Raw genomic sequence first — 22,265 nt, 5'->3', positions numbered from 1 at the left:
TGTCTTTGGCAATGGGAGAATCAGCGGTGAATGACAGTGTTGGCGATCGCAAGGTCAGGCTCGCGGAGCATTTGAAACGCTCGGTGCTGACACTTGCGCTGGAACCGGGCGCGGATCTGGACGAGACGCAGCTATGTGACGCGTTCGATGTCTCCCGCACACCGCTGCGCGAAGTGCTTCGGGAACTGGCAGGCGAAGGGTACCTGACCTTGCGCCTCAATCGCGGCGCGCGGGTGTCCGATCTGTCGCATACCACGCTGAGGGACTTTTTCCTTGCCGCGCCGATGATCTATGGTGCGGTGATGCGGCTGGCCGCGCTGAATGCCACGGCGCAGCAGATCGAGGCGCTGAAGCTGGCGCAGGTCGAATTTCGCGAAGCCCTGCGGGCCGGCTCAACCGAGAATCGTGCTTTGGCCAACAATCACTTCCACCAGATCACCGGCGAAATGGCGGGCAATATCTATCTGCTGCCATCGCTGAACCGGCTGCTGATCGACCACGCCCGGATTTCGATGACCTTCTACCGGCCTCAGACACAACAGATGGCGCAGAACCTGACCGAGGCGTGCCAGCAGCACGACGCCATCATCGCCGCAATCGAGGCACAGGACGAGGGTGCGGCGGCGCAACTGGCCGAAGATCACTGGAACCTGTCGCGCAACCAGATCGAACTGTTTGTGATGCCCGCCGCGCTGGACATGCCCATGGGCGAGTTGTCGCGCAAGACCCCCGCATGAGGATCAGATGACCCCACTTTTTCAATTCCAAGGCATCTACACGCCGGTTGTCACCCCCTATCACGACGACCGGAGCGTCAATTGGGAGGCGCTTGCCGACGTCATCGAGTTTCTGATCGAAAAGGGCGTGCACGGGATGATCTCGGGCGGGTCCACGGGCGAGAACTATGCCCAGACCGTCCCCGAGCGGCTGGAGCTTGCGCGGTTCACCAAAGACAGGATCGCAGGCCGTCTGCCGCTGGTTATTGGCACCGGGACTATGCTGACGGAGGACTCGATCTCTCTCGCTTCTGCCGCACGCGACATGGGGGCCGACGCCATCTTGCTGGCCTCACCGCCTTATGCCGTGCCGACCGATCGAGAAAACGCGCTTAACGCGCTGGCCATCGACAAGGCGGCGGATCTGCCGGTCATGCTCTATAACTACCCGCACCGCACCGGCACGATGATGGGCGCGGCGTTTCTGGACCGCGTCGGCCGGTCGCGCAATTTCTGCGGGATCAAGGAAAGCTCTGGCGACATCAACCGGGTGCATCTTCTGGCGCGGGACTATCCGCATATCCAGTTGGGCTGCGGCATGGATGATCAGGCGCTGGAATTCTTTGCCTGGGGCGCGCCGTTCTGGGTCTGCGGCGGCTCGAACTTTCTGCCCGAAGAGCATGTGGCGCTCTATCAGGCCTGCGTGATCGAGGGCGATTTCGACAAGGGCCGCCGGATCATGTCAGCCTTGATGCCGCTGATGCGGGTGCTGGAACAGGGCGGCAAGTTCATCCAGACCATCAAACATGGTGTCACCATGAACGGCATCCCGGCGGGCGCGATGCGCGCCCCGCTGAAAGGTCTGAACAAGGACGACAAACGCGCGCTGGAACAGGTGACGCGCGTGCTGAAGACCACGATCGCCACCATTCGAGCAGAGGGCTGAGCCATGGAATTGCTGACACAGGAAGAATACAAGGCTCTCGCCGCTGGTCTGGCCCTGCCCAACGGCGCGTTCATCGATGGGGGCTATCGCCCCGCTATCTCTGGTCGGACCTTCGAGACCATCAACCCTGCCACCGGCGAGACGCTGGCCGATATCGCGGCCTGTGCGGCGGAAGATGTGGATATTGCGGTGCTGAAGGCGCGCAAGGCGTTTGATGACGGGCGCTGGTCGCGGCAACACCCGTCCGCGCGCAAGGATGTGCTGATCCGTCTGGCAAAGCTGATGACCCGGAACGCCCGCGAACTGGCGGTGATGGAAAGCCTCGACAGCGGCAAGACGATCTATGATTGCGATACGGTCGACCTGCCCGAGACCATCCACTGCCTGAAATGGCATGCCGAGATGATCGACAAGATCTATGATCAGGTCGCCCCCGCATCGGACGATCACATCGCCATGGTGGTGCGCGAGCCGATTGGCGTCGTCGGTCTGGTGCTGCCGTGGAACTTTCCGCTGCTGATGCTGGCCTGGAAGATCGCCCCGGCGCTGGCGGCGGGTTGCTCGGTCGTGGTGAAACCGGCCGAGGAAACATCGCTGACCGCTTTGCGCGTGGCGGAACTGGCCGCCGAGGCGGGTCTGCCGCGCGGCGTGCTGAACGTGGTGCCGGGCGGCGGGGCTGAAGTGGGTGAACCCATCGGGCGGCATATGGATATCGACATGGTGTCCTTCACCGGCTCGACCGTGACCGGCAAGCGTTTCCTGCGTTATTCGGCGGACAGCAATGCCAAGGAAGTGGTGCTGGAGATGGGCGGCAAGAACCCGGCCATCGTGCTGGAGGACGTCGAAAACCTCGACCGGGTGGCGAGCCATGTGGTCAATGGCGCGTTCTGGAACATGGGCGAAAACTGCTCGGCATCCTCGCGCCTGATCGTGCACAAGGATGTCAAGAACGCGCTGCTGCAGCGCATCGCGCATCACGCCAAGCAGTGGAACGTGGGCGACCCGCTGGCCCCCGAGACGCGCATGGGCGCCTTGGTCTCGCGGGCGCATTTCGACAAGGTGCGCGGCTATCTGGAACAAGCTGAGAGCGTGCTTCTGGGCGGCAAGGCCGAAGACGGGTTTGTCGAGGCCACAGTGATCGAACTCGCAGGCAACAACGTGGCCCTGGCCCGCGAAGAGATTTTTGGACCGGTTCTTTCGGTGATCGAGGTCTCGGGATTTGACGAGGCCATCGCCATCGCAAACGACACCGATTACGGGCTCTGCGCGTCGATCTTCACCGCCAATGCAAAGCGCGCGATCCGGGGCGCGCGGGCGTTGCAGGCCGGGACGGTGAACTGCTTTGGCGAGGGTGATATCTCGACCCCGTTCGGGGGCTACAAGCAATCAGGCTTTGGCGGGCGCGACAATGGGATCCACGCGCATGATCAGTACACCCAGCTCAAGACGATCTGGATCGACCTTGCCGATGACGCAGACGAGGCGGTCGATTGACAGGGTACCGCGCCGCGCGGCTGCCTGTTCATCGTGGAAAGGCGGCCTGGAATGCGATCCTTGGGTCGCAGCCTGAGCCACGCCAACTGACCGGCGATCAGAGCGCGGATTTCGTGATCATCGGCGGCGGCTTTGCCGGGCTGTCTGCCGCGCGCAGACTGACCCAGTTGCAGCCCGGTGCGCGGATCGCGGTGCTGGAGGCCGGGCGGCTTGCCGAAGGGGCCGCCGGGCGCAATTCCGGCTTTATGATCGATCTGCCGCATGACCTGACCTCGGACGATTACGCCGGGACCGGGGATGACCGGAAGATCATCGCGCTGAACCGTCAGGCGATCGGGTTTGGCCGTAAGGCGGTGGCCGAATATGACATCGACCCGAACTTCTTTGACGCGATCGGCAAGGTGAACGGTGCGGTCGGGGATGCGGCCATCGCCCATACCCAAAGCTATGCCAGCCACCTCAGATCCCTCGGCGAGCAGGTCGAGACGCTGGACGCACAACAGATGCAAGAGCTGACCGGCAGCGCGCATTATGCGGCGGGCCTCTACACGCCCGGCACGGTGATGTTGCAACCGGCCGGGTATATCCGGGGACTGGGGGCCGGGTTGGCGGACAAAGGCGTCGGTATCTTTGAGAACAGTGCGGTCACCGGGTTCGAACAGCAAAGCGGCGGATGGCTGGTGCAGACCGGGAAAGGCGCTGTATCCACCGATCGGGTGATCGTGACCGTGAATGGACATCTGGAGAGCTTTGGCATCGCACGAGGCCAGTTGATGCAGCTTTTTCTGTTTGCCGTTATGACGCCCGAATTACCTGCCGACGCCCTTCGTGCGCTGGGGGGACAGCCGCGCTGGGGCATCACGCCATCCGACCCGATGGGCACAACAATGCGGCGCATTGATACCGGCCAGGGCGGCAATCGCATCATCACCCGCACCTGCGCCAGCCTGCGTCCCGGCATGGTGTCGAAACAGGCCGACCTGAAACGGGCCGCATCAGTCATGCAGCGCAAGTTCGATCAACGATTTCCACAGCTTGCCGGGATGGCCATGGAATATGCCTGGGCCGGACATTTGTGCCTCAGCTTCAACGGCGTGTCCGTTGCGCGAGAGATCGAGGACGGGGTCTATTCCGGATGTGTGCAGAACGGCTTGGGCACCGCGCGCGGCACCCTCACCGGGATCTGTGCGGCTGAACTTGCCTGCGGTCACAGCTCTGACATCACGCGCCATTTCACCGCTGAACCCGCGCCAAAGCGGCTGCCACCACAGCCTTTGCGCGAGATCGGGGCCAATCTGGTTCTGCGCTGGAAAGAATGGCTCGCCCGGGACGAATAATAACCGATCAGGGCAGGCTGAGCTTTGCCATACGCCCGCCGTCGACCGTATAGACCTGACCGGTGATAAAGCTCGCCTCGGCAGAGGCCAGGAACGCGACCAGAGCCGCCACATCTGCGGGCTCGCCCGTGCGCGCAACCGGATGAATATGCCGGATCTGGCGTGCAAACGCCTGGGGGTCCGGCATGGAGACGATGAACTCCGTGTTCAATTCCGTATCGATCCAGCCCGGCGCGACCGCGTTGCATCTGATGCCGTCGCCGCCGTGATCCACCGCCACCGCACGCGTCAGCCCATGCAGACCTGCCTTGGACGCGCCATAGGCGGTATGGCCCGAATTGCTGCCCAGACCTTCGATGGATCCGATATTGACGATGTTTCCTTTGTCGTGCCGCAGATGAGGCAACGCCGCTTTGATCATCAGGAACGGCGCAGTCAGATTGACCGCCAGCGTGCGGTGCCAGTCATCAAGACTCATGTCTTCGACCGAGGCTTCCTGCATGACACCCGCGTTGTTGATCAGGATATCCAGCCGCCCGCCCCGCGCGGCAACCTCAGTGACGATCTCTGCAGGGCAAACGGGATCACTCAAATCCGCCTCGATGCCCTCGAACAAGTCGTCCTGCCCTCGCTGCGCGGTGAAAACCCGGGCGCCGTCCTGATGCAACCGCTCTGCGATGGCCCGTCCGATGCCGCTGCGCCCACCGGTGATCAAGGCAACCTGACCTTTGAAACGGCTCATGACACCGGTTTCCCGCCATTGACCTCTACCAAAGCGCCGCAGATATAGCGCGCGGCATCGGAGGCCAGGAACAGGATCACATCAGCGATGTCACCGGGTCCGGCACTGCGCCCCAGCGGGACGGTTTCCGCAAGCTCCTCAACCGCCTTGTTGGGATCGAACCCGCGCTTGGCGAAACCGGAGCGCAGCATCGGTGTGTCGACCTCGTTCGGGCAAACCGCATTGATGCGGATGCCCTGATGGGCATAGTCCATGCCCATACATTGCGTGAGCGAAGCAAGGGCCGCTTTCGTCATACAATAAAGCGCATGATTGGGTCCGGGTCTGAGCCCCCAACAAGAGGCCGTGTTGACAATGGCCCCGCCGCCCCCGGAGGCCATGAGCGGGATCGCGGCGCGGCAGATGCGAAACGGCGCTTCGACACTCACGCCAAGCGATAGCGACCAATCGGCGTCGGTCGTTTCCGCGACCGGGCCGCGCGTGATAGCGCCTGCATTGTTGATCACGATGTCCAGCCCACCTAATTGGCGGGCGGCGGCCTCGGCCAACCCATCGGCATAGGTCGGGTCCAGCAGATCGCCCGGCAAATGGGCATCGGCCGCGATCCCGTCCATCACGCGGTCGGCAACGGCGACGCGCGCGCCTGCGTGCCCAATGCGTTCGACGATCGCGATGCCGATCCCGCCTGCTGCACCTGTGACCAAAGCGGTTTTGCCGTTCAAATCCAAACTTGCATCATCCAGTCAGAAACATGATTCAGAAGCTCTGGTTCAACTCGTCCGCCGCCGGAATCTCGCGCTCGCGCCGCGCGATATAGTCGCGCAGGGCCTCGTCCTTGGCCGGGTCCAGCGTCGGTTCCTGATACTCGCCCAGCAAATATCGGGCGCGCTTCAGGGCGCGCTCGGTGATCTCGACCTTTCCCTCGGCGGCCCATTGTTCGATCGAGTTGTTGTCGAAGAGCTCGGGCATGAAGAACGCGCTCTGGAAGTTTTCCTGGGTATGCGGATGGCCCAGATAATGCCCGCCCGGCCCGATATCGGGCACAGCGGCGATCGCCTGATCGAAATCCCCCCATTTCGGGCCTTCCGCCATCCGGTAGGCCATCGCGCATTGTTCCGCATCGACGATGAACTTGGCAACCGAGCAATGCATGCCCGCCTCGTTCCAGCCCGCCGAATGCCAGATGTAATTCGCCCCCGCATGCATCACCGACGACAGGGTTGTGGCGCTTTCATAGCCCGCCTGTGCGTCGAATGTCTTGGCCCCACCCAGCGTGTTAGAGGTGCGCCATGGCACGCCGTAATGCCGCGCCATCTGACCAATCATGAAATTCATCAGGCTGATCTCGGGCGTGCCCGCCATCGGTGCGCCGGACTTCATGCTGACGGTCGACAGGTAATGGCCGTAGATCGCTGGCGCGCCCTTGCGGATCACCTGCGTATAGGCCAGCGCGCTCAACGCCTCGGCGTTCAACTGCGCAACGGTAGCGGGTACGCTGGCGGGCGTGTTGGCCCCGCCCAGCACGAAAGGCGAGCAGAGCACCGGCTGATTGCGGCGGCAGAAGGCCCGCATCGCACCCAGCATGGTTTCGTCCCAGACCAGCGGCGAGTTGCCGTTGCAATTGCCGGTGGTGACGGGATGGTCCTCCAGGAAGTCCTCGCCAAACAGGATCGCGCACATATCCATGACATCCTCGGCGTTTTTCGGCGAGGTGGTCATGCCCATGAACATCTTGTCCGAGTGTTTCATCGACGAATAGGTGATGCGCAGATGCCGCTGACTGATCGGATGATCATAAGGCTCCACGATGTGGTGCGCCGAAGAATGCAGCGCGGGCATCATGTGGCTGAGCTTGTGGAACATCGCCAAATCATCCAGCATCGGGTTGCGGCGCACGTCGTCCAGATCGCGCAGGAAGGGTGCGCCGGTCATCGGCACAAACACCGCGTTGCGCCCGCCCAGCCGGACGTTTTTCTGCGGGTCGCGCGCGTGATAGGTGAAATCCGACGGGATCGTCTTGATCAGCTCGCGCACCAGACCGCGGTCGAGATAGACCATCTCGCCGTCCACTTTCGCACCTGCCCGTTTCCAGTCCTGCACGGCGATCGGGTCGCGGAATTGCACGCCGACATTTTCCAGAATATCCATCGAAGCGGCGTCGATGCGCTCGACCTGGCTGTCCTCCATCACCTCGCAAAGCGGCAGTGCGTTGGTCAGCCCCGGCAACATGCGACAATCGGGGGCGGCGCGCAGGGCGCGGCGGGTCGAACGGCCGCCAGAGCGGGAACGAATTGCGGGTTGCGCGGTCATCTTTGGCCTCCTGTATTGCAGGAAGTGTCGACCAAATCAGATCCGCGTTCACATGATTTTGCGAATTCCAGTTGCGAAAACCGACATTGCGGCAATCGCAGAGGTCATTGCGCGCCAATCGCATCCAGCGCGGCACGAGCGACAGCGAGGTCCTGCTCCGGGCTGCCGGACCCGACGCCGATCCCACCGATAAGGTGGTCGTCCATATGGATGGGCAACCCACCCCCAAGCCGCGTCACGTCACCTTCGGTGGCGGCGGCGATGGGCAATCCGACATGCTCGGGAATGGCGGTGGTCTCAGCCCCGATCGAGGCGGCGGTGCGCGCCTTTGCGCTGGCGCTTTTCAGGCTCAGATACTTCGCGCCATTCATGCGGATCTGGCCAAGCGTCACCCCGCTTGCGTCAACGATCACGATACATTGCGGCTGGCCGATCTCGGTCGCCTTGGCCACCGCTTTGGTCAGCATCGCAAGGATGGCTTCATCCGTCAGGCGTTGGGTGGTCTCAACAAACATCGGTTATTCCCTTTCTGCAGGTTGCAAATCACCCATCACACCGGCGAAACGCCATTCACGTTCAGGAATACCGAATAGAGCGAGGTGGTGCCGGTGATAAAAAGCCGGTTCAGTTTCGGCCCACCGAAGCAGACATTCGAAACCATCTCGGGGATCAGCACTTTGCCGATCAATTCGCCCTCCGCTGTCATGCAATGGACGCCATCTGCGGCAGAGCTCCAGATGCGTCCGTCACGGTCCAGGCGGAAACCGTCGAAAACACCGTTGGAGCAATCCGAGATGACCTTGCCACCGCTCAGCGCACCATCCGCCGTGACCTGGTGTCTGCGGATATGCGCAGGACCGCCCGGCGTGTGGGTGATGCCGGTATCCGCGATGTAAAGCAGGCTTTCATCGGGTGAAAAGGCCAACCCGTTTGGTTTGACATAATCATCGGCCACGATCCGAACCTCGCCGGTCGTGGGGTCGACGCGGTAGACATGGCAGGCACCGATCTCGCTTTCCGCCCGCTCGCCCTCATAATCCATCAGGATGCCGTAGCTGGGATCGCTGAACCAGATCGAGCCGTCGGATTTCACCACCACATCATTGGGTGAATTCAGGCGTTTGCCCTGATACCGGTCGGCGATGACGGTGACGCTGCCGTCAAGCTCGGTGCGGGTGACGCGGCGGGTCAGATGTTCGCAACTCACCAGTCGCCCCTGCCGATCGACGGTGTGGCCATTGCTGTTGTTGCTTGGTTCACGAAAGACCGAGACCGAACCATCGGTCTCGTCAAAGCGCATGATCCGGTTGTTGGGGATGTCCGACCATAGCAGGTAGCGCCCGGCGGCAAACCAGACCGGTCCTTCGGTCCAGCGTGCGCCGGTCCACAGGCGTTCGACCTTTACATGCCCGATGAAACACTCTTCGAACCGGGGATCAATAACTTCGAACCCGGTTCCTTCGATCACTCCGAACATCTCGTGTCTCCCTTGCCTGTCGTCTTGTCAAACCTGCGCATGCCCCATCCCGGCGCATGTCGTCTGTTGCCTGGATGGTCCGGGTCATTCCCCCAGATTGCCTGATAGGTGTCAACGGCCATCCCGCGACGTTGCAGCAGGATGAACCCGGCGATCAACCCGGCCCACCAGACCAAAACCACCAACCACATCCAGATCGGGGCGTTGGCCTTCCATAGCCCCAGAGCGATGGTCAAGATCGCCAGCAGCAGCAAGGCGTATCCGATCAGCTTGTGCAGGATCTCAAACGCCTGTCGCCGCGTGGTCATGTCATAGTGATCGCCGCGCGGACTGCCATCTGCTGCCGGGGCTGTGGGGCCGCCCTTAGTGCCGCGAAAGACACCCAGCAGGACCTGCACCACCATCGTGACCAGGACCAGATACCCCAGCCAGTTGTGCAGGCTCATCGCGTCCCCGCGACTTGGCAGGACGAGGGCCAGGCCAAAGATCGACAGGCCCACCACCAGGGCCTGCCCAATCCAATGCGCGCGCCACCAGCGCTGATTGTCCAACTCTTTTGGCCAGTCCTGACCCGGCAAGACCTTGAAGAACCGCGCCGCTATCACCGCCAGCGGTGCCAACACGCCCCAGCCCAGAACCATGCAGCGCGCGTGCCAAGAGATGGCAAAACCCACCTCATGCGCGCGCCCCGGATCAATGGGAGAGGTCAGCCAGTCCCACATCAGCCCTTCACTGCCCCTGCGGTCATGCCGGTGATGATCTGTCGCGACGCAAACAGCGTGAAGATGATCGGAGGGATCGCCAGCAGCATGCCCGTCGCCATGATCACCCCCCACTCGACGTTGAACTCGGACATGTTGTTCACGATCAGAATGGGCACGGTCTTGGTATTGCGGTCCGACAGTGCCGAGGCGAGCAGATACTCGTTCCAGGCAATGCGGAAGGTAAAGATCGCGGCCGCCGCAAGGCCGGGCTTGATCAGCGGCAGCACCACCTTGAAGAACACCTGAAACGGCCCCGCCCCATCCACGCGCGCCGCTTCTTCCAGCGAGCGCGGAACCTGCAGGATGAAGCTCTGGAGGATCCAGATCACAAAAGGCAGATTCATGGCGACATAGACCAGTATGATGCCCGAATGGGTGCCCGCAAGGCAGACATCCCCCCTGCCGCCAAAGGTCTCGCGGATCAGCGCGCCGACATAGGTCGTCTTGCCAATGCAGAACTCGTTGTTCCAGAGCCCGAAGACCGGGACCAGCAGCACGGCGGGTGGCACCATGCGCACCATCAGCGTGGAGAGTGAGACCGTATCGCGCCCCATGAACCGGAACCGCACCAGCGCATAAGCCGCCATGCAACCGATCACCAGCGTCAGCACGGTCGACACCAGCGCGATGATCAGCGAATTGATGAAGGCGTTGCCGAATTTCAGCGAACAGTGATCCACATGATCTGGCTTGTACCAGAGCACGTCACAGAGCGCGGTCTCGTAGTTCTGGATCGTCGGCAGAAAGATCAGGCCTGACGTGCCCGAGATGATGTCCACGTCCAGCTTGAAGGAATTGATGAACATCAGCAGGACCGGCCCCACCGACATCACCACCAGCGCGGCGATCAGGGCATAGAAGGCCGTGGGCTGTTTTTCGTATCCAGTGGACATTATTCATCCTCCTCCACGGCGGTGCGCAGGCGGTTGGCGCGCATTTCCTGCCAGCGCGTGAAGGCGAACATCGACACGGTGAAGAACAGCAACAGGATCAGCAGGTAGTTGGACATCGCCGCCGCGACGCCCAATTCTCGGAACTCGGTCGCGGTACGTGAGATGCGCAGGGCGAGGATCTCGGTACTCAGACCCGGACCGCCCTCGGTCATGACCAGAATGACCTCGAGCACCTTGAAGGCGTCGATCAGCCGCAAGAGCCCGGTCACGATCAGCACCGGCATCATCAGCGGCAGCTTGATATGGATGATCTGCTGCCAGCCGGTTGCGCCATCGATACGCGCGGCCTCCAACGCCGAACGCGGCAGCGATTGCAGGGCGGCCAGTGACAGGATGAAGATGAACGGGGTCCATTGCCAGATATCGGCAATGATCACCGACATCAGCGCGTTTGTTCCCAGCCAGTCCACTTTGGGCAGGCCGATCGCCTCGAAGACCCGGTTAAACGTGCCTACCGTCGGGTGATACATGTAGCGCCACATCAGCCCGACCACGACCGGCGCGATCATCATCGGCAGGATGAACAGGGTCCGCAGCACCGACATGCCGCGAATGTTGCGGTCCAGCAGCAGGGCCAGCCCCACGCCAATGAACATCTCGAAGGTAACGACAAAGAAGGCAAAGCTGAGGGTAACGCCAAGGCTCTCGCGGAAATTGGGGTCATGCCACAGGGTGACGTAGTTCTTGAGCCCCACGAACTCGGCCTCGCCAATGGTCTGGCTGGGGTCCCAGTCGCGGAAACTGCCCCAGACCATGTAGCCCAACGGGTAGAGCAGGGCGATCACCATGATGACGACCGCAGGGGCCATGAACATGTAAGGCGTCAGACGGTTGGCCACGGCGCGTCGCATGGGAGGGGTCCTTTGGAAATGCTTGTCTCGGACCGGGGCGCACAGGCCCCGGCCCTGCCCGTGTGGGTCAGTTCCAGGTGTAGTACCCGGCCTCGGTCATCACGCCCTTGGTGCGCTCGGCCACGCCGTCCAGCGCCTCCTGGATATCCAGGTCTTCGGTCAGCACCTTGGACAGGGTTGTGCCCAGATCGGCATTGATCTTGCCCCATACCGGAATGATCGGACGCCAATCGGGATCGGCATGTTTCAGCGCCTCGCCAAAGGTCGCCATATGCGGATATTTGGCATTCACTTCTTCATCGGCGTGGGTCGAGAAGCGTGACGGGTTGCCGCCCGCCATCGCAACCAGCTTGTCACCTTTCCTGGAGGTCAGCCATTGCATCAGCAGGAAGGCGGCCTCTTTGTTTTCGGCATTGGCCGGAATACCGATGCCGAACCCACCAGTCTGGCTGGCCCGTTCGGTGCCCATTGGATGCAGCGCCCAGCCGACCTTGCCGACCACCTGGCTTTTGGACGGATCGTCGATCTGCCCGGCCACAACAGTGGTATCCAGGAACATCGCGGTATCACCGTTCAGGAAAGACCCCAGTGCCTCGCCAAAGCCAAAGTTGGTGGCACCTTCGGGGCCGCAATCCACGATGGTCTTGAGCGCTTCGGCCGCCTTCACACCGGCTTCGTTGTTCACCACCGGGTTCCACTGATCGTCAAAGATCGCCCCGCCCATCGGATTAAGATGCAGCAGGAAGGCATGGGCCGCGTGATGCCCAGAGGCCGCCCGCGACGAGAGCCCGCCCATGCCCGGTTCCAGCTCGGGGATCTGGCAGGCGATCTCGAGCAGTTCGTCATAGGTTTCGGGCACTTTCAGCCCATGCTTGTCGAAGATGTCCTTGCGGTAACCCAGCACAGAGGTTTCCGAGCCATAGGGAATGCCAAAGAGCGAACCGGTCGCTCCTTGCAGATACCCTTTGTCACCCCCCGCAAAGCCGATGTTGTAGACATAGCCGTCGATCAGGTCGCCCGCGTCATATCCGGGGTCGGACAGCTTGGGGTTCATGAAGTATTTCGCCAGGTTCTCCAGTTGATCGGCAAAAACATAATCCGCCTTGGAGAACACAACATAAGCGATCAGGTCATATTCGCCCTCGTCCTGACCCAGCTCAAGCGTCTGGCGTTCGCGCATCTTGAGATAGGGCAGCTGATCCACCTCGACCTCGATACCGGTTTCTGCGGTGAATTCCGGCAGGATCTTCATCACCGCGTCATAATGTGGATGGGCGGGAAAATTCACGATCAGGGTCGTGCCCTCATACTCCGCATAAGGATTGGCCAGAGACGGCCCGGCCAAGCAGGCGGCAAGCGCCAGACCGGCGGTGGCGGATTTCAGTGATAGTGACATTTGTTCCTCCCTTTGCATGAAATCGGGCCGCTAGATCGCAACCTCGTCTTGGCGGTCGAACAGGTGCATCCCGTTTGGATTGACCGCAAATGTCAGCCTCTGCCCCAGTGCGACGGGCGTTTCCGAATTCACCTCGACCATCACCTTGGCCGGTCCGCATCTGCACAGCAGGACCGATTGAGCGCCGACATATTCCGAGACCATGACATCCAGCGTCAATGACTCCTGTTCGGACGCATCCGCGTCAAAAACCAGATCAGACGGGCGTACGCCCAGAATGACCTCTTTATTGGAATGGGCTTTTGCGACCGCAGCCTTTTCGTCCCCCAACCGCAGATCGAAACCATCGCCGCTGACAAAGACGCCCGCGTTGCGCTCGACAATCTCTCCGTCCAGAAAGTTCATCGGCGGCATGCCGAGGAAACCCGCGACGAACTTGTTCACCGGGCGTTTGAACAACTCTTCCGGGGTGCCCTGCTGCTGGATATAGCCGCCATGCATCACAACGATCCGGTCCGCCAGCGTCATCGCCTCGATCTGGTCATGGGTGACGTAGATCATGTTCTTCTGAACCCGCTGGCTCATCAGCGCCAGTTCGGCTCGCATCTGCCCGCGCAGTTTGGCGTCCAGATTTGACAGCGGCTCGTCGAACAGGAATGTTCCGGCATCACGGGTCAGCGCCCGCCCCATTGCAACCCGTTGGCGTTGCCCGCCCGACAATTCGCCGGGCTTGCGTGCCAGATAATCGGTCAGCCCCAGCGTTGCCGCGACCGCTTTGACCTTCTGGTCGATCTCAGCCTGAGGGCGCTTTTGCAGGCGCAGGGCAAAGGACATGTTCCGCGCCACGTTCATATGCGGGTAAAGCGCGTAGTCCTGAAACACCATGGCAAGATCGCGGTCCTTGGGTTCCAGACGGCTGACCGGCTTTCCCCCGATATAGATCTCGCCTTCGGTCACATCCTCAAGCCCGGCGATCATCCGCAATGTGGTGGATTTTCCGCAGCCCGAGGGGCCGACCAGAACCGTGAATTCGTTGTCCGCCATCTCAAGCTCGATCCCGTGCAGGACCTCAACATCGCCATAGCGCTTGATCAGATTCTCAAGGTGGATGGTTGGCATGGCTGTGCAGATTCTCCGATGTGTTACCGGTCACATTAGCAATTGTGACCGGTAACACAAAGGAAAATCGCACCCCTCCGTAAGCTGTTGAAAACTAGAGGATCACTAATCCCGGGTGGTGCCGCGAAAGATCGGTCGGGCCTCGATCTTGATATGTTGGGGAATCACTGCGCCTTCTGGCTGCGTGCCCAGCAACTCGGCGATCAACTGGCCACTGGCCCGACCGATGCCTTTTGGATCGACCATCACGGTGGTGATGGCGGGGGAGGCGAAACGCGAGACTTCGAAATTCCCGAAGCCGGCGATGCCGATCCCGTCAGGCACAGACCTGCCCATTGCGGGCAAGGCCGAAAGCGCCCCGAAGGCCGGGGCGTCGGAAACGCAGAAGATGCAATCGACATCCGGGAAGCGCGCCAGCAATTCGGGCATGGCTGCCGCCCCATCCTCGATCGAGAGCGGCGGCTTGCCAAACTTCAGGATGCGATGCGCGGACAGGTCTGCCTTTGTCATTGCGTCAATAAACCCTTTTCGACGCGCGGCACCCCGGGTCCAGTCATCATCGGCCTCGCCAAGAAAGGCGATATTGCGATATCCGCGCTGGATCAGGGCTTGGGTCATCTCGGCGGCGGCGGCGCGGTTGGAAAAGCCGATCGTGTGGCCAATCGGGTCCTCCGGGCGTTCCCACAATTCGATCACCGGGACATTGGCATCGCTCAGCAATTGAACGGTGCGGTCCGAATGGCCGTCATAAGACAGCACGATGGCTTCGGGTCTGCGCCTGAGCATGGTTTCAACCAGCGTTTCTTCGCGTTCGGCGGAGTAATCGGTATAGCCCAGCAATATCTGCTGGCCGATCCCTTCAAGCTCTTCGGTCAGGGCCTGGACGGTCTCGGCAAAGTGCAGGTTGTTCAGAGACGGCACCAGAACCGCCACAAATCCCGAGCGTTTGGTGGTCAGGCTGCCCGCCATCTGGTCGGGCACATAGTTCATATCGCGCACAATCTGCAGAATACGCTCGCGCGTTTCCTTCGAGATCGGGCTGTTTTCCTTAAGCGCGCGCGAGACCGTCATGCGCGATACGCCAGCGGCGCGCGCCACGTCGCGCATGGTGACCGGAGAGTGCGTTTTCTGTGACTGTGACACCGGCGAACCGCTTGTTTGTTATCGGTCACAGAATGCGGCAGCACCTGCCGAGGATCAAGGGGCACCGCCACAGGCGCGGCGCCCCGAGAAATTTCAGCGCTCCAGCGCGCCAACACCAGAGAAGCGGAAGGCTTCCTGTTCCAGCGCGTCGATCTCTTCGGCGCTGAGCTGGTCATGGGCGACGGTGATCCGGCCCAGGAACACCAGCGGCAGTTCCTCCGCGCGGTCCTCAAGGTCGGCCTTGATCGCTTCGGCTGTTGCCGCGCCCACGTCATCGCCCATGCGCATCGGCGTTGCATCCAGCTCGCCGCGGCGGATGGCGTCCAGCTCCAGCCCGGTGCCGCCCCAGCCGGTCGAGAAGACCTCTTTCTCCTTGCCTTGCGACACCTGCGCCTCCACCGAGCCCATGGCCATGGCTGTGTTGGCGTTGTGGATGATTGTCGCCTCAGGGTAGGCTTGCAGGATCAGGCTGGTGCCATCAAAGCCGCCCTCACGCTGGTATTCGCCGTAATGCTCATAGGCGGTCGTCCAGTTGCCCTTCTCTTCCACGCAGGCCTTGAAATCGCCCGAGCGCTGATTGTCGGTGATGCCGGGGATGCCTCGGTTCATCGCCATGGTCACATCATTGCCCAGACGGTCCAGCATGTAGTCACACATCACCAGCGCACCCGCCGCCGACGAAAAGTCGAACCAGACGTCGGGCTGGGTCTTGAGGTCTTTCAGCGGCGTGTGGAACGCCCAGACATAGGTGGAGAACCCGTCATTCCCGGCCAGCTTGTCGATATTGTCAGCCTGAATGGCCAGTTCCGACGGGCCAAAGATGACATAGTCGTACAGATCGGCATCCTGTTCGACCTGATTGGCATAGGTCGATTGCAGCGAGTGTTCGATCTGGCGGCTGGCAAATTCGGTGGTCTCATAGGTGATGCCCAGCTCGTCCAGCCGCTTGGTCATGGCCAGATAGTTGCGCGCCCAGAAGTCGGACGTATCCGCCGACGGGTAGATCAGCGCGATCTGGACCGGGTTGTCGAGCGAGCCAGAGAACGGCACCGCTTCTGACCCGACCACCGCCTGCAATGCTTCAAGCTTGCCATCGGCATTGACTTCGTCCGGCACCCAGTAATCGCGCTCGCCGATATCGGGCAATTCCTTGAGTGGCAGAGATCCTTCGGCGAATGCGCCCCCGCCCAGGGCCACGCTTGCCACCAGTGCCGTTGTTGTAAATAACCTCATTTCGGTTCCTCCCTTTACATGAGTGCGGAGCCATCGGTCGGGTCAGGGCTGCACCCCCGGCCCGGCCACCCGCGTGTTGGCCGGTCACCCGCTTGGATTGGGGTTTCCGGCAAATAGTCCACCAATCGCAAGCAGCGCGATCAGCACACCAATCAGGGCCGCGCTGAAGCGCAGCATTTTCTGTCCATCCGGGGTCATGAGGCCCGCGAACACGCCGCCTGCCCCGTCCCGGTCCTTCTTTTGCATCCAGGTGTACAGCGCGACCGAACTGACAATGACGACGCCCGAGGCGACCGATTGCCAGAAGAACTCGATCCGCAGGGTCACCAGCGCGTTGATCATCATGCTCAGCAGCAGAACGCCCGCAAACGAGCCCAGCATCGAGGCGCGACCGCCGAATAGCGACGTGCCACCCACCACCACCGCTGCAATGACATGCAGATTGAAATAGGGTGCCGATGTCGCCTGAATCGCATTCAGTTTGCCGGTCAGCATGACCCCGCCCAATGCGGCACACGCCCCCATCAGCACATAGGCATAGACCTTGTGGCGATTGACCGAGATGCCGGTCAGCTCGGCGGCTTCGGGGTTCGATCCGATGGCGATGGTATAGCGGCCGAAATAGCTGCGCGTCAGCAGCACGTAACCCGCGATCATCGTCGCCATACCGATGATGACCGGGATCGGGATGAAGCCGGGAATCTGGCCGCGCCCGATCTCGGTCAGGAACTCGGGGAAGCGCGCCAGAACAAGCCCTTTGGCCAGCACCAGGGCAAAGCCGCGATAGACAAGGTCCATCGCCAACGTTCCGATCAGATCCGGCACGTTGAACCGCGTGATGATCAGACCGTTGATCAGCCCCATCACCGCACCCAACAGGATCGCAATGGGGACGGCGACATAGACCGAAAAGCCGTATTGCTTGATCAGAAAGGCCATCATGATACCACTGAGCGCCGCGATGGAGCCGATAGACAGGTCGATGCCCCGTTGCGTGATGACAAAGGTCATCGCCATCGCCATCGGCATATAGAGCGCCGCATCCAGCAGGATCAGGTTCAGGTTTGTTGCGCGGAAATACCGCGCGGGTTCCGCCACGGCCATGAACAGCAGGATCGCCAGGATCATCACCATCGGGCCGATGATCGCGACATAAGGTTCAATCCGTTCGGAGAGCGTCTTGTTTGCAATCTCGGTCGTCATCACGCGGCCTCCTCTGCGCCAACGATCAGGCCGAGGACGTCTTGCGTGTTACTTTCTGATGTCTGCACCACACCGACACATTGGCCGCGCCTTTGCACATGGATGCGGTCAGACACCTCAAAGACATCATCCAGCGAATGGCTGATCAGGATCACCGCCAACCCTTGCGCCTTCAGTGTCTGGATCAGTTTCAGCGTGCGCGCCGTTTCCTGCGGGCCAAGTGCTGCCGTCGGTTCGTCCATCACCAGAACGCGCAGCCCCTCGTGGTACACGGCGCGGGCGATGGCAACCGCCTGCCGCTGACCGCCCGACAGGCTTTCGGTCGGTGCGTCCAGCGACCTCAGCCGCACGCCCAGACGCTCCATCAGCACGCGCTCGGTCTCGGACCGCATCCGCTTGTTGTCCAGCATGGTGATGCCGAACACCTTGCGCGTCAGTTCATTGCCCAGAAACATGTTCGCCGCGGGATCAAGGTGATCGGCCAGCGCCAGCGTCTGATAAACCGCGTCGATGCCCAATTCGATCGCGTCGGCATGGCTTGCGAAATCGACCTTTTCGCCAGCCAGAAAGATCTCGCCCCTGGTTGGCTGGTAGACACCGGTCAGGACCTTGATCAGGGTCGACTTTCCGGCACCGTTGTCGCCGACGATGGCCAGCACCTCTCCGGCGTAGGCGTCAAGATCGACATTCGACAAGGCCGTGACGCCGCCAAAGCGTTTGCTGATGCCGCGCATTTTCACAAGTGGGGCGTCGGGCATGGGGTACTCCGTCATTTGGATGCAGCGTTCCGGTCTGCGGGTCACAAGGACCGCCGATCCGGGTCGCAATCTGTTACGAGGTCGGCACATGGCCTTTTTTGGGCCCCCGAACCGTTGCCGGCCCGAGGACCCGGGGGGAGAGTGGTTATTTGCCCCAGATGCTTGAATAGGCCTCGCGATAGGGCGAATCCGGGTCGAACTGATTGCTGTCACCCAGCTTGGCCAGCCCGTCCTGCGTCACCAGCGCGGGTGAGGTCACGTAGCCGGAGCAGGCCTCGCCCTGAATGGCGCGGTTCAGCTCATCCACCAGTTGCCAGCCCTGCAGGTTCAGCGGCTCGGCCACAGTGATCGTCTGGTACTGACCGCCGCGGATGCGCTGGAACGCCGCCTCGGACCCATCGCCCGCCGACCCGGCTTTCGGAGAACCGTCTCCGGGAATGCCCGCCGCCGCAAGTGCCGGTCCCATGAAGTCGAAATAGAGGTCGTTGATCGCCAGCGCATGGGTCCAGCTATCGCCGTGTTTCTGCAGCAGCGATGTGGTCAATGGCCCCATCCGGCTGGAGGTGTCGGCAATCGGCGTATCGACATATTCCAGAACCTTGCCGCCCGCGGCTTCGATGGTTTCCTTGATCCGATCCGCCTTGTCGATCGCGATCTGATAAGTGGAATCGGTGAAGATCACCGCACCCACAGAGTCACCGCCATCCTCCATCGCCCATTCAGCAGCCACTTCGGACACGGTCATCGCATCGGTCGAGACATTGGCAAAGATGCCGCCGGGTGCATCGCAGCCGATCTTGGGGCCGGAATGCCAGGCCACCATCGGGATATTCGCACCGACAACGCCCTCAAGCGCGGCCTGCTGTTCAACCGCATCGAACCCGTTGATGATCACGCCATCGGGCTTGAGTGCCATGGCCTGACCGATCGCCGCCGTCCGCCCCTGAATCGAGCCCGCGCCGTCCAGAACCCGCACGTCCCAACCGATCTTTCCGGCCGCTTCTTCGACCCCGGTGGTCACCCCGAGGATGCCGCCGTTCTTGAGGTCACCGGCGACGACAACGATGGATTTTCCCTCGGCCGCTGTTGGTCCCGTGGTTGGCCCGTCCCAGGCGGTTTCCGCGATTGTGGCTGTGCCGAACCCGGCCAGCATCGTGGTTGCCAGCATGGCGTTCAGAAATGTTCTCTTCTTCATGGCTTCCTCCCTTTGTACTTGTTTGCTCAGCGCTTTTCCGCGCCTTTTCTGCGCTGCGCATATCCCGCGATGCCGATGGCAATCAGCAGGGTCACCCCGTTGAACAGCGGTTCGACCCAGAACGATCCGCCGAATTGTTGAATGCCCGAAATGCCGACCGCCAGAATGGCGACACCAACAATGGTGCCCCAGACATTGACCCGGCCCGGTTTGATGGTGGTCGACCCCAGAAAGGCCCCCACAAGCGCGGGCAGCAGAAACTCCAGCCCGACCGAGGCCTGACCGATCCGTAGCTTCGAGGCCAACAGCACCCCGGCCAGAGCGGTCATCGTGCCCGAGGCGACAAAGGCCCCGATCACGTATTTGCGGGTGGGAATGCCGTTCAGTTGCGCCGCGCGCTGGTTGGCACCAATTGCATAAAGATAGCGGCCCACAGGCGTGTATTCGAGCACGATCCACATAACCACCGTAATCGCGAGCAGGTAATATCCGGTGATCGGCAACCCGAATACAAAAGTGGTGTTGAGCGCATAAAACCCGTCCGGTAGCACGCCCACCATCTGCCGCCCGCCGGTATGCCACAAAGCCAGCGCATAAAGCACCGTGCCGGTCCCCAGCGTCGCGATGAAACTGTCGATCTTTGCGACCTCGACAAGCAAGCCGTTCAGGAACCCGGTGACAGCGCCCAGCACCAGCACCAGCGCCACGGCCACCGGCCAGGGCAGGCCCAGCAGGGTCTGAAAGCTGATCGCCAGAATGTGCCACAGCACGATCCCATAGCCCACGGTCAGGTCAATGCGCCCCGCCGCCATCGGAATCATCGCCCCAAGCGACAAGAGCGCAATGATCGCTTTGTCCGACACGATCGCACGCAGGTTCAGCATCGTCGGGAAGGTGTTCGGCAGCAGAACAGAAAACAGTCCGATCAGGAACACCGTCAGGATCACCAAGCCATAAACCGGCAACAGTCTTGCCAGTCGCTGGCCAAAGCTCAGCCCCTTCAACTCGGCCTTGGTCGGTTCCAATGCACCCGATTCAAGCGATTGCATTCTGGCTGTCCTCTCGTGTCTCGATATTCCCGGCCGAGGCCGACTGGATCAGGTTTTCGGTGGTCAGGCGTGTCCCCTGCAACTCATCCACGATGGCACCCTGGCTGAACACGATGGCGCGATGGCAGATCGTCGAAATCTCTTCGAAATCGGTGGAGACCACGAGGATGCCCAGCCCGTCCGCCAAAGCCCGGTTAAGCAGCGCGTAGATCTCGGATTTCGCGCCCACATCCACCCCTGCCGTCGGGTCCTCGCAGATCAGCAGGCTGCGCTTGGTGGCCAGCCAGCGACCGATCACCACTTTTTGCTGATTGCCGCCCGAAAGCGCCTCGATCGCCAAGCTGGGGTCGTTCGGGGACAACCCAAGCTCAGCGCCAATGATCGCGGCCTGATCGGCCTCGACCTTGGGAGACAGGAGGTCCAGCAGTTTCCGACCGATCCCCTCGGGGTTCAGGAACGTGTTCTCGCGAATGGTCAGGCTCATCGCCACCGACTCTTCGGTCCGGTCCTTGGCCACCAATCCGACCCCCGCCGCAAGCGCCCGCTGCGGGGTCGACAGGTCCGGTGCACGCCCCGCAAGCGTGACCTGCCCGTCATAGGGTTCCAGACCAAAGAGCGCGCGCGAGATTGCCTCATGACCCGCCCCGCGCAGCCCGACCAACCCGACGATTTCATTCTTGCGCAGTTCAAAATTCAGCGGCCCGACGCCAGCCACGCGGAACCCGTCCAGCGTCAGCACCGCCGCGCCGGGCGCATCACTGCTTTTGACGGTTTCGCGGGTTTTGCGCCCGACGATCTTTTGCACCAGCTCCTCGGGCGTGGTGTGGTCGATGCTGCGCACTCCGACCATTTCACCATCGCGCAGAACCGCCACGCGGTCGGCGATCTGGAAAATCTCATCAAGCCGATGACTGACGTAGATCATTCCCACCCCGCGTTCGCGCAAAGGCCGCAGCGCGTCGAACAGACGCTCGACCTCATCCGCCGGAAGCGAAGCCGTGGGTTCGTCCAGAACCAGAAACTCGCTGTCCACCGCCAGCGCACGGGCAATCGCAACCAGCGATTTTTCAGTGCGCGAAAGGTTCTCGACCCGCGTGGTCGGATCAAATTCGCAAGCAACCTTGCGCAGCGCCTCAGCGGCGAAGCTTTCGACATCGTTCCACCGGATCAGCCCGTTCTTGCGGGAAAAGCCGAGGGCAAGCGCGATGTTCTCGGCCACGGTCATCCACTCGATCAATCCCAGATCCTGATGGATGAAGGCGACCTTTTGGCGTTCGCCAAATCCGGCGGGCCGGTGCGCGTAAGGCTCACCATCGATCAACACCCGCCCCGCATCGGGGTGATGAATGCCACCAAGCACTTTGATCAATGTCGATTTGCCAGCCCCATTTTCGCCCAGCAGCGCAAGAATTTCGCCACGCTCAACGGTCAGAGACACATCCTTCAGCGCATATGTGCCGCCGAAATGCTTGTCTATTCCGTCAAAAAACAGACCTGAGGCCAGGTTCTGCATGCGGGCTCCTCCTTGATCCGAGCCTCAACCCTTCCGTTGAGTTACCCGTAACATTACGCTAGTGTT

21 protein-coding genes are annotated in these 22,265 nt (G+C 61.5%); 4 read left to right on the top strand and 17 right to left on the bottom strand.

From position 1 onward, the window contains the following. Nucleotides 1–26: 26 nt before the first annotated feature. Genes M3P21_RS03050 through M3P21_RS03035 form a run of 4 tightly spaced genes read left to right on the top strand, consistent with a single transcriptional unit; the run spans nt 27 to nt 4,493 of the window. The gene (locus M3P21_RS03050; RefSeq protein WP_249706685.1) at nt 27–737 is read left to right on the top strand and encodes a GntR family transcriptional regulator; all 711 of its coding nucleotides are present in this window, start codon (nt 27–29) and stop codon (nt 735–737) included. A gap of 7 nt (nt 738–744) precedes the next feature. Further along, nucleotides 745–1,662, top strand: coding sequence for a dihydrodipicolinate synthase family protein (locus M3P21_RS03045; RefSeq protein WP_249706684.1), 918 nt, complete (start codon nt 745–747; stop codon nt 1,660–1,662). Between the two features lie 3 nt (nt 1,663–1,665). Beyond that, the gene (locus tag M3P21_RS03040; RefSeq protein ID WP_249706682.1) at nt 1,666–3,156 is read left to right on the top strand and encodes an aldehyde dehydrogenase; all 1,491 of its coding nucleotides are present in this window, start codon (nt 1,666–1,668) and stop codon (nt 3,154–3,156) included. Further along, nucleotides 3,153–4,493, top strand: a complete 1,341-nt coding sequence (locus tag M3P21_RS03035; RefSeq protein ID WP_249706680.1) for an NAD(P)/FAD-dependent oxidoreductase — start codon at nt 3,153–3,155, stop codon at nt 4,491–4,493. The genes M3P21_RS03040 and M3P21_RS03035 overlap by 4 nt, the downstream gene beginning before the upstream one ends. 7 nt (nt 4,494–4,500) lie before the next feature. Here M3P21_RS03035 and M3P21_RS03030 read toward each other — a convergent pair whose 3' ends face one another. The 17 genes from M3P21_RS03030 to M3P21_RS02950 all read right to left on the bottom strand — a co-directional run bounded on the left by M3P21_RS03030 (nt 4,501) and on the right by M3P21_RS02950 (nt 22,199). Further along, nucleotides 4,501–5,235, bottom strand: coding sequence for an SDR family NAD(P)-dependent oxidoreductase (locus M3P21_RS03030; RefSeq protein ID WP_249706678.1), 735 nt, complete (start codon nt 5,233–5,235; stop codon nt 4,501–4,503). Beyond that, on the bottom strand, nt 5,232–5,963 hold the full coding sequence (locus M3P21_RS03025) for an SDR family NAD(P)-dependent oxidoreductase (RefSeq protein ID WP_249706677.1): 732 nt from the start codon (nt 5,961–5,963) through the stop codon (nt 5,232–5,234). The genes M3P21_RS03030 and M3P21_RS03025 overlap by 4 nt, the downstream gene beginning before the upstream one ends. Before the next feature lie 28 nt (nt 5,964–5,991). Then, a complete protein-coding gene (locus tag M3P21_RS03020; protein ID WP_249706676.1) occupies nt 5,992–7,545 on the bottom strand; it encodes a trimethylamine methyltransferase family protein in 1,554 nt (517 codons plus the stop codon). Between the two features lie 104 nt (nt 7,546–7,649). Beyond that, nucleotides 7,650–8,060, bottom strand: a complete 411-nt coding sequence (locus M3P21_RS03015; RefSeq protein ID WP_249706675.1) for a GlcG/HbpS family heme-binding protein — start codon at nt 8,058–8,060, stop codon at nt 7,650–7,652. A gap of 35 nt (nt 8,061–8,095) precedes the next feature. Continuing rightward, nucleotides 8,096–9,022, bottom strand: coding sequence for an SMP-30/gluconolactonase/LRE family protein (locus tag M3P21_RS03010; RefSeq protein WP_249706674.1), 927 nt, complete (start codon nt 9,020–9,022; stop codon nt 8,096–8,098). Next, nucleotides 9,010–9,744: a cytochrome b561 domain-containing protein gene (locus M3P21_RS03005; protein WP_249706673.1), complete on the bottom strand. Its 735-nt coding sequence runs from the start codon at nt 9,742–9,744 to the stop codon at nt 9,010–9,012. Before M3P21_RS03005 ends, M3P21_RS03010 begins: the two co-directional genes overlap by 13 nt. Continuing rightward, nucleotides 9,744–10,679 (bottom strand): carbohydrate ABC transporter permease, encoded by a 936-nt coding sequence (locus M3P21_RS03000; RefSeq protein ID WP_249706672.1) that lies wholly within the window; start codon nt 10,677–10,679, stop codon nt 9,744–9,746. The genes M3P21_RS03005 and M3P21_RS03000 overlap by 1 nt, the downstream gene beginning before the upstream one ends. Beyond that, nucleotides 10,679–11,590, bottom strand: a complete 912-nt coding sequence (locus M3P21_RS02995; protein WP_249706671.1) for a carbohydrate ABC transporter permease — start codon at nt 11,588–11,590, stop codon at nt 10,679–10,681. The genes M3P21_RS03000 and M3P21_RS02995 overlap by 1 nt, the downstream gene beginning before the upstream one ends. Before the next feature lie 67 nt (nt 11,591–11,657). Next, entirely contained in the window at nt 11,658–12,986 is a 1,329-nt protein-coding gene (locus M3P21_RS02990) for an extracellular solute-binding protein (RefSeq protein WP_249706670.1), read from the bottom strand. A 30-nt stretch (nt 12,987–13,016) separates the two neighbouring features. Beyond that, on the bottom strand, nt 13,017–14,105 hold the full coding sequence (locus tag M3P21_RS02985; RefSeq protein WP_249706668.1) for an ABC transporter ATP-binding protein: 1,089 nt from the start codon (nt 14,103–14,105) through the stop codon (nt 13,017–13,019). Nucleotides 14,106–14,210: 105 nt separating this feature from the next. Next, nucleotides 14,211–15,248 carry a LacI family DNA-binding transcriptional regulator gene (locus M3P21_RS02980; protein ID WP_249706667.1) on the bottom strand — a complete coding sequence of 346 codons (1,038 nt, stop codon included), beginning with the start codon at nt 15,246–15,248 and terminating at the stop codon, nt 14,211–14,213. A 93-nt stretch (nt 15,249–15,341) separates the two neighbouring features. After that, nucleotides 15,342–16,481, bottom strand: a complete 1,140-nt coding sequence (locus M3P21_RS02975) for a substrate-binding domain-containing protein (RefSeq protein WP_249706664.1) — start codon at nt 16,479–16,481, stop codon at nt 15,342–15,344. Nucleotides 16,482–16,565: 84 nt separating this feature from the next. Further along, nucleotides 16,566–17,684, bottom strand: a complete 1,119-nt coding sequence (locus M3P21_RS02970; protein WP_249706662.1) for an ABC transporter permease — start codon at nt 17,682–17,684, stop codon at nt 16,566–16,568. Then, nucleotides 17,684–18,442: an ATP-binding cassette domain-containing protein gene (locus M3P21_RS02965; protein ID WP_249706661.1), complete on the bottom strand. Its 759-nt coding sequence runs from the start codon at nt 18,440–18,442 to the stop codon at nt 17,684–17,686. Before M3P21_RS02965 ends, M3P21_RS02970 begins: the two co-directional genes overlap by 1 nt. A 145-nt stretch (nt 18,443–18,587) precedes the next feature. Further along, the gene (locus M3P21_RS02960) at nt 18,588–19,637 is read right to left on the bottom strand and encodes a substrate-binding domain-containing protein (protein ID WP_249706660.1); all 1,050 of its coding nucleotides are present in this window, start codon (nt 19,635–19,637) and stop codon (nt 18,588–18,590) included. Nucleotides 19,638–19,663: 26 nt separating this feature from the next. After that, on the bottom strand, nt 19,664–20,686 hold the full coding sequence (locus M3P21_RS02955) for an ABC transporter permease (RefSeq protein ID WP_249706658.1): 1,023 nt from the start codon (nt 20,684–20,686) through the stop codon (nt 19,664–19,666). Then, nucleotides 20,673–22,199, bottom strand: coding sequence for a sugar ABC transporter ATP-binding protein (locus M3P21_RS02950; RefSeq protein ID WP_249706656.1), 1,527 nt, complete (start codon nt 22,197–22,199; stop codon nt 20,673–20,675). Before M3P21_RS02950 ends, M3P21_RS02955 begins: the two co-directional genes overlap by 14 nt. Between the last annotated feature and the right edge of the window lie 66 nt (nt 22,200–22,265).

The sequence above is a fragment of the Ruegeria spongiae genome (assembly GCF_023502395.1).
Taxonomy (GTDB): domain Bacteria; phylum Pseudomonadota; class Alphaproteobacteria; order Rhodobacterales; family Rhodobacteraceae; genus Ruegeria_C; species Ruegeria_C spongiae.
Note: the sequence above shows the minus strand (reverse complement) of the source record. Positions and strands in the feature narration are given on the sequence as shown.

Bases quoted from the DNA above. Each gene is read 5' to 3' on its own strand.
- M3P21_RS03045 (WP_249706684.1), top strand. From the start codon at position 745: ATGACCCCACTTTTTCAATTCCAAGGCATCTACACGCCGGTTGTCACC.
- M3P21_RS03040 (WP_249706682.1), top strand. From the start codon at position 1,666: ATGGAATTGCTGACACAGGAAGAATACAAGGCTCTCGCCGCTGGTCTG.
- M3P21_RS03030 (WP_249706678.1), bottom strand. From the start codon at position 5,235: ATGAGCCGTTTCAAAGGTCAGGTTGCCTTGATCACCGGTGGGCGCAGC.
- M3P21_RS03020 (WP_249706676.1), bottom strand. From the start codon at position 7,545: ATGACCGCGCAACCCGCAATTCGTTCCCGCTCTGGCGGCCGTTCGACC.
- M3P21_RS03015 (WP_249706675.1), bottom strand. From the start codon at position 8,060: ATGTTTGTTGAGACCACCCAACGCCTGACGGATGAAGCCATCCTTGCG.
- M3P21_RS03010 (WP_249706674.1), bottom strand. From the start codon at position 9,022: ATGTTCGGAGTGATCGAAGGAACCGGGTTCGAAGTTATTGATCCCCGG.
- M3P21_RS03005 (WP_249706673.1), bottom strand. From the start codon at position 9,744: ATGTGGGACTGGCTGACCTCTCCCATTGATCCGGGGCGCGCGCATGAG.
- M3P21_RS03000 (WP_249706672.1), bottom strand. From the start codon at position 10,679: ATGTCCACTGGATACGAAAAACAGCCCACGGCCTTCTATGCCCTGATC.
- M3P21_RS02995 (WP_249706671.1), bottom strand. From the start codon at position 11,590: ATGCGACGCGCCGTGGCCAACCGTCTGACGCCTTACATGTTCATGGCC.
- M3P21_RS02990 (WP_249706670.1), bottom strand. From the start codon at position 12,986: ATGTCACTATCACTGAAATCCGCCACCGCCGGTCTGGCGCTTGCCGCC.
- M3P21_RS02985 (WP_249706668.1), bottom strand. From the start codon at position 14,105: ATGCCAACCATCCACCTTGAGAATCTGATCAAGCGCTATGGCGATGTT.
- M3P21_RS02975 (WP_249706664.1), bottom strand. From the start codon at position 16,481: ATGAGGTTATTTACAACAACGGCACTGGTGGCAAGCGTGGCCCTGGGC.
- M3P21_RS02970 (WP_249706662.1), bottom strand. From the start codon at position 17,684: ATGACGACCGAGATTGCAAACAAGACGCTCTCCGAACGGATTGAACCT.
- M3P21_RS02965 (WP_249706661.1), bottom strand. From the start codon at position 18,442: ATGCCCGACGCCCCACTTGTGAAAATGCGCGGCATCAGCAAACGCTTT.
- M3P21_RS02960 (WP_249706660.1), bottom strand. From the start codon at position 19,637: ATGAAGAAGAGAACATTTCTGAACGCCATGCTGGCAACCACGATGCTG.
- M3P21_RS02955 (WP_249706658.1), bottom strand. From the start codon at position 20,686: ATGCAATCGCTTGAATCGGGTGCATTGGAACCGACCAAGGCCGAGTTG.
- M3P21_RS02950 (WP_249706656.1), bottom strand. From the start codon at position 22,199: ATGCAGAACCTGGCCTCAGGTCTGTTTTTTGACGGAATAGACAAGCAT.